14 protein-coding genes are annotated in these 14350 nt (G+C 68.5%); 4 read left to right on the top strand and 10 right to left on the bottom strand.

Features of this window, described 5'->3' with window-relative positions; translation table 11 throughout:
* A partial coding sequence (locus ACT4N8_RS07415; protein WP_444857496.1) for a hypothetical protein occupies window positions 1–592 on the bottom strand: 592 nt, incomplete at its 3' end.
* A gap of 104 nt (window positions 593–696) precedes the next feature.
* Between ACT4N8_RS07415 and ACT4N8_RS07410 the strand changes: the two genes are divergently transcribed.
* Both ACT4N8_RS07410 and recG read left to right on the top strand, forming a co-directional pair.
* A complete protein-coding gene (locus ACT4N8_RS07410; protein ID WP_444857495.1) occupies window positions 697–1230 on the top strand; it encodes a TetR/AcrR family transcriptional regulator in 534 nt (177 codons plus the stop codon).
* A 5-nt stretch (window positions 1231–1235) separates the two neighbouring features.
* Window positions 1236–3293 (top strand): ATP-dependent DNA helicase RecG, encoded by a 2058-nt coding sequence (gene recG, locus ACT4N8_RS07405; protein ID WP_444857494.1) that lies wholly within the window; start codon window positions 1236–1238, stop codon window positions 3291–3293.
* 287 nt (window positions 3294–3580) lie between these two features.
* Here recG and tyrS read toward each other — a convergent pair whose 3' ends face one another.
* Window positions 3581–4810 (bottom strand): tyrosine--tRNA ligase, encoded by a 1230-nt coding sequence (tyrS, locus tag ACT4N8_RS07400; RefSeq protein WP_444857493.1) that lies wholly within the window; start codon window positions 4808–4810, stop codon window positions 3581–3583.
* Between the two features lie 14 nt (window positions 4811–4824).
* Between tyrS and ACT4N8_RS07395 the strand changes: the two genes are divergently transcribed.
* Window positions 4825–6153: a M24 family metallopeptidase gene (locus ACT4N8_RS07395; RefSeq protein ID WP_444857492.1), complete on the top strand. Its 1329-nt coding sequence runs from the start codon at window positions 4825–4827 to the stop codon at window positions 6151–6153.
* On the opposite strand, the gene ACT4N8_RS07390 is transcribed toward ACT4N8_RS07395, so the two are convergent.
* The 5 genes from ACT4N8_RS07390 to ACT4N8_RS07370 are packed head-to-tail and all read right to left on the bottom strand — an operon-like array spanning window position 6150 to window position 10326.
* Window positions 6150–7139, bottom strand: a complete 990-nt coding sequence (locus ACT4N8_RS07390; RefSeq protein WP_444857491.1) for a 2OG-Fe(II) oxygenase — start codon at window positions 7137–7139, stop codon at window positions 6150–6152. The genes ACT4N8_RS07395 and ACT4N8_RS07390 overlap by 4 nt on opposite strands.
* 40 nt (window positions 7140–7179) lie before the next feature.
* Complete coding sequence (locus tag ACT4N8_RS07385; protein ID WP_444857490.1) at window positions 7180–8355, bottom strand: sulfotransferase family protein; 1176 nt, start codon at window positions 8353–8355, stop codon at window positions 7180–7182.
* Window positions 8352–8801, bottom strand: coding sequence for a hypothetical protein (locus tag ACT4N8_RS07380; protein WP_444857489.1), 450 nt, complete (start codon window positions 8799–8801; stop codon window positions 8352–8354). The genes ACT4N8_RS07385 and ACT4N8_RS07380 overlap by 4 nt, the downstream gene beginning before the upstream one ends.
* Window positions 8802–8814: 13 nt before the next feature.
* On the bottom strand, window positions 8815–9993 hold the full coding sequence (locus tag ACT4N8_RS07375; protein ID WP_444857488.1) for a vWA domain-containing protein: 1179 nt from the start codon (window positions 9991–9993) through the stop codon (window positions 8815–8817).
* A gap of 42 nt (window positions 9994–10035) precedes the next feature.
* Window positions 10036–10326 carry a hypothetical protein gene (locus tag ACT4N8_RS07370; RefSeq protein ID WP_444857487.1) on the bottom strand — a complete coding sequence of 97 codons (291 nt, stop codon included), beginning with the start codon at window positions 10324–10326 and terminating at the stop codon, window positions 10036–10038.
* A gap of 146 nt (window positions 10327–10472) precedes the next feature.
* Between ACT4N8_RS07370 and ACT4N8_RS07365 the strand changes: the two genes are divergently transcribed.
* Window positions 10473–11882, top strand: coding sequence for a methyl-accepting chemotaxis protein (locus tag ACT4N8_RS07365; RefSeq protein ID WP_444857486.1), 1410 nt, complete (start codon window positions 10473–10475; stop codon window positions 11880–11882).
* A gap of 7 nt (window positions 11883–11889) precedes the next feature.
* Here the strand turns inward: ACT4N8_RS07365 and ACT4N8_RS07360 are convergent, their stop codons facing one another.
* The 3 genes from ACT4N8_RS07360 to ACT4N8_RS07350 all read right to left on the bottom strand — a co-directional run.
* A complete protein-coding gene (locus ACT4N8_RS07360) occupies window positions 11890–12888 on the bottom strand; it encodes a hypothetical protein (protein ID WP_444857485.1) in 999 nt (332 codons plus the stop codon).
* A gap of 64 nt (window positions 12889–12952) precedes the next feature.
* Window positions 12953–13795, bottom strand: coding sequence for an AAA family ATPase (locus ACT4N8_RS07355; protein ID WP_444857484.1), 843 nt, complete (start codon window positions 13793–13795; stop codon window positions 12953–12955).
* Window positions 13796–13889: 94 nt separating this feature from the next.
* On the bottom strand, window positions 13890–14350 hold a 461-nt coding region (locus ACT4N8_RS07350), incomplete at its 5' end, for a DUF6975 family protein (RefSeq protein ID WP_444857483.1).

The raw sequence follows: 14350 nt of genomic DNA, 5'->3' as shown, positions 1-14350 counted from the left end.
CTCTACGAAACAGGTGGACGCCGACCAGAGCGCCCCAGGCCGCCTGGATCGCATAGACAATGAAGGCGCCGGTGACGTTCATCGCGACGATGCCGCCGAGCAGCAGCACGGGCGGCACGAGGCCGGCGGCGAGGCCGAGCGCGCCGATCGCTTTGGCCTCGCCGCCGCCGCGGCGCAGAAAATCCATCGACCAGAACAGGAAGGCGACCGAGGCTGCGATCACGCCGAGCTTGGCCAGCGCCTGATTCGCCTCCCAGGCGAGCAGGAAAATGTCGTGGCCCGGGACCGCGTCGCGCCCGGCGAGCGCGGGGACGACGAAGCCGTTGATCGTCGCCGCGCCGGCATGGCCGAACAGGGCGAGCGCATAAGCGACCATGCCGGCGAGGATGAGCGGGCGCGCGGCCCCGCGCAAGGCGCAGAGGGTCGCGAAGCCGAAGGCGGTAAGCCCGAGCAGCACGATCATCGCCGCGTGGACAGACGGCCCGAGCAGGCCGCCGCCATGCGCGCCGGTGGGATGGTGGGCCATCGCCAGCACCGTCCCCGCGCCCGCCGCGATCAGCGCCGCGCCTCCGATCCGTCCGTTCGCTTCCATCTAATCCTCCCGGCTTCGAGGACGGTTGTGACCGGGCCGGGCTTCGGCGAAAAGGCCGGAAGGCGCGCGGCCGGACTCGGGCCGCGAAATGTCCGGGGAGCAACATGCACGAAGCGCCGGCAAGCCGGGCGGGACGGACGCGGAGCGCGATCATCGACGCGTTCAACCGGCTCGTCCTCGAACGGCGGCAGCGCCGCATCCGCGCCGCGGACGTCGCAGCCGAAGCCGGGGTCGGCCGCTCGACCTTCTACGACCATTTCTCCGGCGCCGAGCAGGTCCGGCTGGAGGCGCTGTCCCACCCCTTCGCGATCCTCGCCGACGCGGCGGCGGGGCGGGGCGATCCCGCTTCGCTGACGCGGCTGCTCGACCATTTCTGGGAGTATCGGGCGCGTGCCCGCGACCATTTCTCGGGCCGCGCGGGGGAGCAGGCGCGGCGCCTTCTCGCCGAGCTGATCGAGCAGCGGCTCGAGGGCGACCTGGCCTTGCCCGCCAAGCTCGCGTCCCGGCAGCTCGCCGAGGCGGCGCTGGCGCCGGTGCGGGCCTGGCTGCTCGGCGAGGCGCCGGCGACCTCGGAGGTGCTTGCGGACAGTCTCTGCCGCTCGGGCGCCGCGCTGGCGGCTTCGCTGCGCCGGGACTGAATCGCATGCGCCCCGACATTCTCAATCCGCTGTTCGCCGAAGTGGAGGCGCTCAAAGGCATCGGCCCGCAGCTCGCCAAGCCTCTGCACCGGCTGAAGCTCGACCGGGTGGTGGACGTGCTCTTCCATCTCCCGGTGAGCTGGATCGACCGCAAGAAGGTCGAGCGGCTCGATGAGGGCGATGTCGGGCGGACGATCACGGTCGCGCTGACGCCGCGCGACTATCGTCAGGCCGGGGGGAGGGGGCCGTTCCGGGTCTATGCCGAGGACGCGGGCGGCGATTATGTCACGCTGACCTATTTCAACAATCCGGGCTGGGCGAAGAAGCAGCTGCCGCTGGGCGAGACGCGGATCGTCTCGGGCAAGCTCGACCGCTACGGCCAGGAATTGCAGATCGTCCATCCGGACTATGTGCTCAAAGCCGACGAGGCGGCGCAGATTCCCGAACGCGAGCCGGTCTATCCGCTGTCGGAAGGGCTCACCAACCACCGGCTCGGCGATCTCGCCGGCCAGGCGCTGGCGCGGTTGCCCGCGCTCGACGAATGGATCGAGCCGAGCCTCAAGGCGCAGCAGGACTGGCCGGATTGGGCGGAGGCACTGGCGACCGCGCATCGCGATCCGGCGGCGGCGACCGCCCGCGAGCGGCTCGCTTATGACGAGGTCTTCGCCAACCAGCTCGCCCTGATGCTGGTCCGCGCCTCGTCGCGGCGGCGCAAGGGCGTGCCGCTCTGGGGCGACGGCAGCTTGAGCGGCAAGCTCAAGCTCCCCTATGAGCCCACGACCGCCCAGCGCGGCGCGGTGCGCGAGATCGAGGGCGACCTCGAGCAGGAAGTGCCGATGCTGCGCCTGCTCCAGGGCGATGTCGGCTCCGGCAAGACCCTCGTCGCGCTGATGGCGATGCTCGCCGCGGTCGAGGCGGGGGCGCAGGCGGCGATGCTGGCCCCGACCGAGCTCCTCGCCCGCCAGCATTACGATACGCTGACGCGGCTGCTTGGCGGCCTCCCGGTCAACGTCGCGATCCTCACCGGGCGGGAGAAGGGGCGCGCCCGCGAGTCCTGCCTGATGGGGCTCGCCGACGGCTCGATCCACATCCTCGTCGGCACCCATGCAATCTTCCAGCAGGCGGTGAGCTACAAGAGGCTCGGCCTCGCGGTGGTGGACGAGCAGCACCGCTTCGGCGTCGCCCAGCGGATGATGTTGAGCCAGAAGGCGGAGCGGCCGCCGCACCTCCTCGTGATGACCGCGACGCCGATCCCGCGCACGCTCACCCTCACCCATTATGGCGAGATGGACGTGAGCCGCCTCGACGAAATGCCGCCGGGCCGCCAGCCGGTCGAGACACGGGTGATCAGCGAAGACCGGCTGAGCGAGGTGGTCGACGGGCTGGGGCGGCATCTCGCGGGCGGCGGCCAGGCTTACTGGGTCTGTCCTTTGGTCGAGGAGAGCGAGACCTCGGACCTCGCCGCCGCCGAGGAGCGGGCGCGGGTGCTGCGCCTGCGCTTCGGCGATGCGGTCGGCGTCGTCCATGGCCGCATGAAGGGGCCGGAGAAGGACGCCGTGATGGAGGCGTTCGCGGGCGGGCGGATCGGCGTGCTCGTGGCGACGACGGTGATCGAGGTCGGCGTCGATGTGCCCAATGCGAGCTTGATGATCGTCGAGCATGCCGACCGCTTCGGTCTCGCCCAATTGCACCAGTTGCGCGGCCGGGTCGGGCGGGGCGAGGCGAAGAGCGTCTGCCTGCTGCTGCGCGGCAATGTGCTGAGCGAGACCGCGCGGGCGCGCCTGAGCCTGATGCGCGAAACCAATGACGGCTTCCGCATCGCCGAGGAGGATTTGCGCCTGCGCGGCGCCGGCGAGATTCTCGGCACGCGCCAGTCCGGCGAGGCACAGTTCCGGCTGGCGGGCCCCGAGCAGATCGGAGAGCTGGCGCCGATGGCGATGGACGACGCGCGGCTGCTGGTCGATCGTGACGGCGGGCTGGAGGGCGAGCGGGGCAGGGCGGCGCGGGTACTGCTCTACTTGATGGAGCGGGATGCGGCTGTGGGATTGCTGAGAGGCGGGTAATGCAAACGATTGTAGAGATTGCGAACGTCATTGGCGGTTTCGGTACGCTTATGGCGCAATTCAAGAGGCGGAGCTGATATACGACGACGATCTTCTCCAGGACCTCAAGACAGTCGCTATAAAATTGGACATGCTAGAGAGGACCGTCAGACGCTTGGAGCAAGCTCGAAGCGATGAAGAGCGATATCAGGCGCTCTTGGCTAAACAGTTCCAGACGGAAGACGAACTTTGGCCCATCCTTGACCCGCTCTTGGAACGAATGCGTGCAGCTACCAGGGTTCAGGAGCTCAAGTAGTCCTCAGAAGTCCGTGCTTCTTTTTGCCCAAGCTGACCTTCCTCGGTGTTGGACCGAAGTAGAGTCTGAATTCGGGCTCCTTGATGACCTCTCCATCGGCTCTTACCGCCCCTTCGGCAATCTTGCGACGGGCCTCGGTCTTGGAAGCGACAAAGCCAAGGCCAATCAGCGCGCTGACGATATCGATATCGCCAGTCGCTACCTGGAGAGTCGGCAATGAACCTCCAGCTGTTCCCTCTTCGAAGGTTTTGCGGGCAGTCTCGGCAGCCTCTGTAGCAGAAACCTCGCCGTGCAGCATTGCTGTAGCGGCATTCGCGAGTTTCCTCTTTGCGTCGTTGATCTCGGCGCCCTGGAGCGCCTCCAGCCGGGCGATCTCGTCGAGGGGCAGATCGGTGAACAGCTTCAGGAACTTGCCGACGTCGGCGTCCTGCGTGTTCCGCCAGAATTGCCAGTAATCGTAAGGAGCGAGTTGCTCGGCATTGAGCCAGACCGCGCCTCTCTCGGTCTTGCCCATCTTGCCGCCGTCGGCGGTGGTGATCAGCGGGGTGGTGAGGCCGTAGACCTGGGTGCCGTCGACACGGCGGGCGAGCTCCATGCCGTTGACGATATTGCCCCACTGGTCCGAGCCGCCGAGCTGCAGGCGGCAGGCGGCGCGGCGCGACAGCTCCAGGAAGTCGTAGGCCTGGAGGATCATGTAGTTGAATTCGAGGAAGGTGAGCGGCTGCTCGCGCTCGAGCCGGAGCTTGACGCTGTCGAAGGTCAGCATCCGGTTGATCGTGAAATGCGGGCCGATGTCGCGGAGAAACGGGATGTAATCGAGCGCGTCGAGCCAGTCGGCATTGTCGGCCATGATCGCGTCGGTCGGACCGTCGCCGAAGCTCAGGAAGCGCTCGAAGACGCGGCGGATCGAGGCGATGTTGGCGTTGATGTCCTCGTGGCTCAGCAGCCGGCGGCTCTCGTCCTTGCCGGAAGGGTCGCCGATCTTGGTGGTGCCGCCGCCCATCAGCACGATCGGCTTGTGCCCGGCTTGCTGGAGGCGGCGGAGCATCATGATCTGGACGAGGCTGCCGACGTGGAGCGAGGGCGCGGTCGCGTCGAAGCCGATATAGCCGGGGATCACCTGCGCCCGGGCGAGCGCGTCCAGCCCGGCCGCGTCGGTCACCTGATGGATATAGGCGCGCGCTTCGAGTAGGCGCAGAAGCTCGGACCGGTACTGGCTCATGGGGGCGTCGTTACATGGGGGGAGTTAAGCCCGCAATCGTGCTCGGCCTGATCGCGGCGCTCCTGCTGGCCACGCCCACCGCGGCCCAGCCTCCGATCGAGGCGCAGGTGCTTTCCCTGCGCGAGCAGGCGCGGATCCGCGACGACTGGCTGGCGCGGCGGCTCGACACGATCGTGCCGGCGCTGATGCGCGAGCAGGGCGTCGACATGTGGCTGCTGATCGCGCGCGAATATCTCGAGGACCCGGTGATGAGCACGATGCTCAACGCGACCAGCCTGCGCGCGCGGCGGCGGACCATCCTCGTCTTCCACGATCCCGCCGGAGGGCGGCCGGTCGAGCGGCTGACGGTGAGCCGCTACGGTCTCGGCGGGCTGTTCGCTCCGTCCTGGGACCCGTCCGCCCAGCCCGACCAGTTCGCCCGCCTCGCCGAGCTGATCGCCGAGCGCGACCCGACGCGGATCGCGGTCAACGTCTCGCCCGGCACGGCGTTCGGCGACGGCCTCACCCACAGCCAATATGAGGCGCTGATGGCGGCGCTTCCGGAAGCGACGCGGGCGCGGGTGGTCAGCCACGACGCGCTCGCGATCGGCTGGCTGGAGACGCGCATTCCGGAGGAGATCGAAGCCTATCCGGCCATCGTCCGGCTCGCCCACGCAATCATCGCCGAGGGCTTTTCGGATCGCGTCGTCACACCCGGCCAGACGACCGCGAACGACCTTGCCTGGTGGTATCGCGAGCGGATCAACGCGCTCGGGCTCGACACTTGGTTTCACCCCAATGTCGCGATCTTCCGCCGGGGAGCCGCGGCGCCGCTCGACGGCGACACCGTGATCGAGCGCGGCGACATGCTCTGGTGCGATTTCGGCATCGTCATGCTCGGCCTTAACACCGATACCCAGCAGCTCGCCTATGTCCTGCGCGAAGGCGAAAGCGAGGCGCCCGCGGGGCTGCGCGCCGGCCTCGCCGCCGCCAACCGCGTCCAGGACGCGGTGACGGCGAGCTTCCGCACCGGGCTATCCGGCAACGAGATCCTCGCCGCCGCGCGGGCGCGTGCGCTCGCGGCGGGCTTGCGGCCGACGATCCATTCGCACCCGATCGGCTTTCACGGCCACGGCGCCGGCGCCTCGATCGGCTTCTGGGACAATCAGGAGCCCGATCCGCGCGGCGAACATCGCCTGCGCGCTAACACCGCCTGGTCGATCGAGCTCTCGGCGCGCCACATTGTGCCCGAATGGGGCGGGCAGGAGGTCGATTTCCGGCTCGAGGAGGACGCCTTCTTCGACGGGACGAGCGTCCGCTACCTGGATGGGCGGCAGACAGGCTTCCACCTGATCAGCGGCTAGTGCCCTTCCGCCTCGTGCCGGCCGAAGCCTTCGGGCCCGGCCGGGCGGGCGCGGATCCAGCGGCTGGCGATCAGCTTGACGCCCCTGGTCACCGGCGCGCCGGCATGGCGCGTCGCCGGGTCCGGACGCCCGTCGGGCAGCGCGTTGGCGAAGAGCAGGAGATCGCCCTGACCGCCCTTCACCGCGAGGCCGCTTTCGAGAAACAGCGTCTCGCCGCCTTCACAATCGTCGTTGAGCCAGACCAAAGCGGTGAGGATGCGCTGGTTCGCCACGCCCGGCACTGCGTCGAGATGCGGGCGATATTGCTGGCCGGGGGCGTAGCGCAGGATTTGCAGCGTCTCGCCCTGCGCGACATCGGTGCCGCTCGCCGCGGCGAGGCGGCGGTTGAGGGCGTGAACGAACGGGCTCTCCAGCACGACCGGAAAGCCGGCCGCGTCGGAATCGCGCAAGGGATCGCGGACGAACTGTTTCCGAGCCTCGTGGAAAATCGAAGCGGGCTTGAAGCGCGCCTCGGCCAGCTCGACGAGCAGGCGGCATTCCTCCGGGGTGAAGAGGCGGCGGGTCACCGCGATCGCAGGGCTATCGCGCAGCACTTCCGGCGACGGTAGGCTCCGCGGATTGCCGTCCTCGGTGAGGTCCATCGCTGCGATCAGCTCGTGCTGGCGACGGAGCAGCGGATCGTCCGACGCCGCCAGCAGCGCGAGTGCGCTCGCCCAGTCGCGCGGACCGCCGATCCCGCTGGCGACGAAGCCGGCATAGACCCGCGCGGCGTCGCGCGAGCCCAGTTCGGCGGCCAGCCTGAAATCCGCGCGCGCCGCCTCGAGCTCGCGCGGGAGCAGCCGCCCGTCCACTCGCCACAGCCCGCGCGCGAACAGCGCTTCGCCGTCGCCCGCCGCGCCGCTCTCGGCCAGCAAGGCGAGCGCTTCGGCCACGCGCCCTTCGCCGGCCAAGGCGACGGCGCGCCGCGCGGGGGAAAGGCTGCTCATGTTGAGGCTTATGCCAAGCGGCGCGCGCCGGGGCCAGAAGTCAGGCGTGGCGCAAGACGCGTTCGCGGCTGAGGCCGAACTGCTCGAGGCTGTAGCGGTGGCCGACATGCTCGCGCGCGCCGGCGAGGTAGGCGGCCATGCGCGCCTCGGTTTCCGACTCCAGCTCCTCTCCGAGGAAGTCGTAGATGCGCGCGATCTGTGCGCGCCAGTCGCGGTCCATCGCCTCGTAGCTGACATCGAGCTGCGGCACGTCGGGCCGGGCGCGGCGGGCTTCCGCCGCGCACTCGATCCTGAGCAATGTCTTGCGCAGCCATTCGCGGCCGATCCATTCGGGATCGACCTCGTCGGACTGGATCCGCATCTGCTGCCAGACGAGCGACGCGGACGAGGCGACGACCCGGTCGAGCGGCCGATCGAGGCAGATTAGCCGCGCCTCGGGAAACGCCTCCAGCAGGACAGGCAGGTCCTGCATGAATTGCGGCGCCTTCAGCAGCCAGACCTTGTTCGTCGCCTCGCCGCGCGCCCAGCCGATCGTCTGGAGCAGCGCGCGAAACTCCCGGTAGAGCCAGCGCGAATCGGCGCTCTCCCACCAGCCGGTGAAGCGTGGGACCCGCCATTGCGCCTCGAACTGGGCGCTGCCGAAAGAGAAACTGAACAGGCCGAACTCTTCCTCGGCATCGTGCGGCGCCATCGGGTGGATTCGGGCCAGCGCCGGGTTGAAGCGGCGGATCGCGGCGAGACTGGCGCGGGCCTTCAGGACGCGGCCACGCGCCGGCACCGGATCGAGCGATTCGAACAGGCGGGTGTGGGCGAAGCGGGGATCGCAGGCGAGCAGCCGGTGCAGCCGCGTCGTCCCCGAGCGCATCGGGCCGAGGATGACGACCGGGGCGGGGATTGGCCGCTCGAGGATTTCCGGATGCTCGCGCCACAGCGAAGCGGCGCGGATGCGGGCGCGCAACGCACCGACGATCTGGCCGTGCGCCATGCTGAGCCCGAGCGGGTTGAGCGCCGCCTCGTCGCGGAGCGATTCGACGAGCAGTCGGAACGGCGTCCGCCATTCTTGTGCCGGGCCGAAGGCGTCGGGCGACCGCCCCTTGAGCGCCGCGGCTTCGAGCGCTTCCGCGTCCAGTATCGGTCGCGGCAGCAGCCGCGTCCGCCACAGCCCCGCCAGCCCGCGACTGGCGGCGGCAGCGAGGCGGGACGACGCCTCGCTCACGGCATCCGCCGCGCGACGATCCAGCCGGTCGGCAGACCGACAAGGATCACCCAGGCCGCGAGCGCAACCGCCGTGTCGACCGGGGTGACTTGCGGAAACAGGGTCGGCAGCCCGCGCGGGGCGAGCAGCCAATGGGTGGCGCCCAGCAGCAGTCCAAATGCGCCGCCGCCGAACACCTTGTGGGCTCTCAGAAGCGCAATGCGCCTTGCCGCGATCGAATAGACCAGCACGACAACCGCGATCATGACGAAGTGCAGCGCGAGTCCGATCACCGCGCCGCCCCAGCCGCGCGCACGCATTCCTTCGCCGAGCATCCCCGCCGCCATCTCGCGCAGCACCGGCAAAATCCCCCGCCCGCTCGCCGCCGCGAGCAGGAAGGCGATGCCGAGCTGGAGCGTCCCCGCGACGGCGGCGGCGATCAGGATGGTTGAAAGGCGTCGCTCCATGCCCGAGCGCGGCTCAACGCTTCCGGCTCAGGGTACGCATCGCCTCGTCGAGGCCGGCGAGGGTGAGCGGGTACATGCGGTCGTGCATCAGCTCGCGGACGATGCCGACCGAACCGGTATAACCCCAATATTTCTCGGGCACCGGGTTGAGCCAGGCGGCGGCGGGATAGGTGGTCGTCAGCCGCTGCAGCCAGACCGCGCCCGCCTCATCGTTATAATGCTCGACCGAGCCGCCCGGATGGGTGATCTCATAGGGGCTCATCGAGGCGTCGCCGACCAGCACGAGCTTGTAATCGTGGCCAAATTTGTGAAGCACGTCCCACATCGGCGTGCGCTCGGCGAAACGGCGGCGATTGTCCTTCCACACCGCCTCGTAGGGGCAATTGTGGAAATAGAAGAATTCGAGATTCTTGAACTCGCTGGTCGCCGCGCTGAACAGCTCCTCGCACAGCTTGATATGCGGGTCCATCGAGCCGCCGACGTCGAGGAAGAGCAATAATTTCACCGCATTGTGCCGCTCGGGGCGCATGCGGATGTCTAGCCAGCCCTTGCGCGCCGTGCCGGCGATCGTCTCGTCGAGATCCAGCTCCTCGGCGGCGCCCTCGCGGGCGAAACGCCGGAGGCGGCGGAGCGCGACCTTGATGTTGCGCGTGCCGAGTTCCTGCGTATTGTCGAGGTTGCGGAACTCGCGCTTGTCCCAGACCTTGAGCGCGCGCCGCTGCCCGCCTTCCCCGCCTATGCGAACGCCTTCCGGATTGTAGCCCGAATTGCCGAAGGGAGAGGTGCCGCCGGTGCCGATCCATTTCGAGCCGCCCTGATGCCGCCCTTGCTGCTCTTCGAGCCGCTGCTTCAGCGTCTCCATGATCTCTTCCCACGAGCCCAGTGACTTGATCTCCGCCATCTGCTCGGGCGTGAGATAGAGTTCGGCGATCTTTCTGAGCCATTCCTCCGGGACGGCCGCCGTCTCGGTGCCGTAGCTCGTTTCGAGGCCCTTGAAGACCTTGCCGAAGACCTGGTCGAAGCGGTCGAGGAGGCTCTCGTCCTTCACGAAAGTGGCGCGGGCGAGATAGTAGAATTCGTCCGGGCTGGCACGGATCACCTCGGCGTCGAGCGCCTTGAGCAGGGTCAGATGCTCCTTCATCGAGGCCGGAATCCCGGCGGCGCGCAGCTCGTCGACGAAGGAGAAGAACATCGAATCATCCTAACCCAGACCCACGCGCGGGTCACGGGGCTGCTAGCGCCATGATACTCCGCCCGTCATGAGGACGAGCAAGATCAGCCCATAGCCGATCGCCGGCCAAAGGACCGGCATCAGGATCACCGCCGCAAGGACGCTGTTCCCGGCTCTATGCACGACGATTGACATAGCGATTATGCCCCAGGCCAGCACAACGAAGATCAGGGAAAAGCCGGCTCCGCCGGACGGGTCCCACACAAGGCTTGCGTCAGCCACCCCCCACAGAAAGAAGAAGGTCAGCACGGCGGCCGCGATAACGGAGATACCTAGAACGATGCGATAGGTCATGGCCGGTCCTTCTCAGGATCGTTTCGCTACGATAACGAAATATATGGCCCGCGCCCAGCGGCGCATCCGCAAGCGGTGGTTAACGTCCTCTCAACATCTTCCGCTTAACCCCTCTCGCGAAAGCATAAGGCTTTGGGGGCGCGACGGTGGCGACGGCGGCGAACGAGAGGACGGACGGCGAGGCGATCAACGCGGTGGCGCGCAATTGCGGCAGCCTCGCGATGGAGTGCAGCGACGTCGCCGGCTATGTCGGCGGGGTCAATGCGCGGATCAGCGCCAATTTGAAGATGCTCGACATGCTCGAGGAAGTGACGACCCGCCTCCTCGGCGATCAGGCCCGGGTCGCCGATTCCACCGACGAGGCCCGAGTCCTCGCCGAGCAGGCGCGCGGCAAGCTGGAGCAGGGCAGGGCGGCGATCGAGGACACGATCCAGGTCTTCTCCGGCCTCACCGATCTCGTCGTCCAGCTGGGCGACCGCATGGCGGGCTTCGCCGAGGCGATGAACCGGGTGCAGAGCGTCTCCGCCGCGATCGAGACGATCGCCAACAAGACCAACATGTTGGCCCTGAACGCGACGATCGAGGCGGCCCGCGCGGGCGAGGCAGGGCGCAGCTTCGCGGTCGTCGCCGCCGAGGTGAAGAAGCTCGCCCACGACACCCGCGCCGCGACCAGCGAGATCGGCGGCACGATCGCCTCGCTCACCCGCGAGGCCGAGATCGTCACCAGCGAGATCAAGAGCGGCGTCGAGAAGAGCCGGGTCGCGCAGGGCGGCTTCTCGACGATCAACGAAACCGTCCGCGACGTCGCCGACATCGTCGCATTGGTCGATCGCCAGACCGACGGCATCGCCCAGTCGACCGGCCTCATCCAGGCCAGCGTCGATTCGGTCAAATCCGGCCTCACCACCTTCGCCGCCGACGCGCGCGAGAATGGCGGGCAATTGAAGACCACGCAGGACAAGCTCGCCACGCTTGAATTGCTGTCCAACGAGATGCTCGACCGGCTGGCGAGCTGTGGCGTGCGCATCGACGATACCGCCTTTGTCGAGCGCGCCCAGGCCGCCGCGCGCGAGCTCGAGGCGATGATCGAGGAGTCGATCCGCCGCGGCGAGATCGCCGAGGACGACGTTTTCGACCGCGACTATGTCGTCATGCCGGGCACCAACCCGACCCAGTGGGAGACCCGCTTCTGCGCCTATGCCGATGCGCATGTCCGCCCGGTCCTCGACCGGGTCAACGGCTCCGATCCACGGCACATGGCCTGCGTGATGAGCGACCTGACCGGCTATCTGCCCACCCACGTCACCGAGCGCTCGCACCCGCAGGGCGACGATCCGGCCTGGAACGCCGAGCATTGCCGCAACCGCCGCAACTTCATCGACGCCGCCACCCAGCGCGCGATCGATAGCGACAAGGAGGCGATGCTGTTCACCTACCGCGTCGACCTCGGCGAGGGGAAATATCTCCCGGTCAAGAACGTCTTCGTGCCGATGTACGTGCGCGGCCGGCGCTGGGGCAATTTCGAGCTCGCCTACCGCGACGAGGCGCTGCGCTGAGCCCGCTTTAGTCGGGATTGGGCCCGACGCTGATCTCCGCCATGCCGCGCGATTGCCCGCTCACCACAGGCACCGCTTCGAGGAAAGTGCGGCCGATATCGGGCAGGCCGTCGAACAGATTCACCACCCGGGTCGATTGGGGCAGGCTGGCGAAGCTCGCCGCGCTGTTCTCCGGCAGGCCGGGCAAGGTCGGCCGCAGCACGCGGGCGGAAACGGCCCGGCCCGAATCGCTGACCAGCACGATCCATTCGCTGCCGTCGAGGCGGCGATAGGCGGTGCCATATTGCGGCGGGATGTCGCTGCGGGCGCGGCACCAGGCGCCCGGGTCGGCGGCGAGGCCGCCATGGCCGCGCGCCTCGGCGTAGACCGCGACTCCGTTGACGCTCGCCACGGCTTGGCCCTCGTCGCGGCGGATCGCGTTGCCGCCGAGCGTCGGATTGTCCGCGCAGGGCGCGGGAACGCGCAGCGGATGCGGCGCGGGGAGCGGATTTGCGAAGCGCAGCGCCGCCAGCAGCCGGTCCATCCGCGCCGCCACGCCGGCACGGTCCAGCGTCGCCGAGGTGACCCGCGCCTTCACGATCCATTCGCCGGCTTGGATGATCGTGACCGACGTCGCCCGCCACTGGCCGCCGGCGGGCAGATCGAACTCCTCGCGCAGCGCGTTGGGAGCGGGCGCGCCGCCCAACGTGATCGCGCGCGGCGCCGCCGCCACTCCTTGCGCGCCGACATTCTCGTTCATCGCGGTGCGGACGCGATCGAACCACAAGGCCGGATTGGGATAAGCGGAGCGGTAGACGTAGAGCGTCGCCGGCTCGCGATCGCTGCCGAGCTGGACGATGACGTCGTAGCGCCCGGCGTCGCCGAACTCGCGCTCGTCGCCGATCCGCAAGTCGCCGAATTCGCGGGGAATGCTGACCCCGCTTTCGGCATGCCGCCAGTCGCCCTGCTGGGCCAGGCCCGGCGCGGCGGCGAGCGCGAGCGCGGCCGCGATCAGAAAACGGATCATGAAGCTTCCCCCTTTTGGGGCAACAGCTTAGCCCGGGCCCGCCCGCTCGGCAATCGGGCGAGGCTCAGCCGCCCCGCCGGGTCATGAAGGCGAGCCGCTCGAACAGCATCACGTCCTGCTCGTTCTTGAGCAAGGCGCCGTGCAGGGGCGGGATCGCCTTGGACGGGTCCCTGGACTGGAGCACCTCCAGCGGCATGTCCTCGTGAAGGAGCAATTTCAGCCAGTCGAGCAGCTCGCTCGTCGACGGCTTCTTCTTCAGCCCCGGCACCTCGCGGACCTGGTAGAAAATGTCCATCGCCTTCGAAACGAGCATCTTCTGGATTCCCGGGAAATGGACGTCGACGATCGCCTGCATCGTCTCGCGGTCGGGGAATTTGATGTAGTGGAAGAAGCAGCGGCGGAGGAACGCGTCGGGCAGCTCCTTCTCGTTGTTCGAGGTGATCACGACAATCGGCCGTTCGCGGGCGACGATTGTCTCGTGCGTCTCGTAGACGTCGAACGACATGCGATCCAATTCCTGGAGGAGGTCGTTCGGAAATTCGATGTCGGCCTTGTCGATCTCGTCGATCAGCAGCACGGGGAGCTCGGGCGCGGTGAACGCCTCCCACAATTTGCCGCGCTTGATGTAGTTCGAAATGTCGTGGACCCGCGCGTCGCCGAGCTGGCCGTCGCGCAGCCGCGCCACCGCGTCATATTCGTAGAGGCCCTGATGCGCCTTGGTCGTCGACTTGACGTGCCATTCGATCAGCGGCGCGCCGATCGCCTGCGCTATCTCGTGCGCGAGCACGGTCTTCCCCGTCCCCGGCTCGCCCTTGACCAGCAAGGGCCGCCGCAGCGTCACCGCCGCATTGACCGCGCCCTGGAGGTCGTCGGTCGCGACATAGGATTTCGTGCCCTCGAACCGCATCTTCTGCCCTTAACGTAAACGTCAATTAGTCGCGCGGGCTAAAGCATGGCGGGGAGGGGGACGCAAGGGTGGGGCTGCCAGTGCGGCGGCCGGACTAGTTTTCGCTTCGCGCCTGCGCTCTCGCCTCAAGCAGATCCCACAGCCCCCAATGCTGATGCGCCAGCTGGGCGGCTCCGAAGAGGAGGGCGCGTTCGCTTGTTTCGCTCTCGCCGGCGATGTCGGCGACGGGGCGGAGCTCGTCCTCGCTGCCGAGGCGGCCGGCGGGGATGGCGACTCCGAGCCGGGCGGCGGCGGCGTCGAGCAGGATGCGGACCGCGCGCCAGTCGGCGGCGAAGGCCAGAGCGGCGCCGAGCGCGCAACCGGCGCGATCGGATTGGGCGAGGGTGGCGAGCGCGGCGCGCTGCTGATTGAGGGCGGAGTCGCTGGCGGCGGCCCCGGGCGTGCCGGGCACGGGGCCGGCGGCGACGGCGAGGCGGGTCAAATAGCGGCGCTCGGCGGCCATCGCCTCGGCGGCGGCGGCACACCAGGCGCGGGCGGCGGGCTCGGTCGCGCGGG

This window comes from Sphingosinicella sp. (assembly GCF_052387495.1).
Taxonomy (GTDB): Bacteria; Pseudomonadota; Alphaproteobacteria; order Sphingomonadales; family Sphingomonadaceae; genus Allosphingosinicella.
This window is presented reverse-complemented; position numbering and strand designations above follow the sequence as displayed.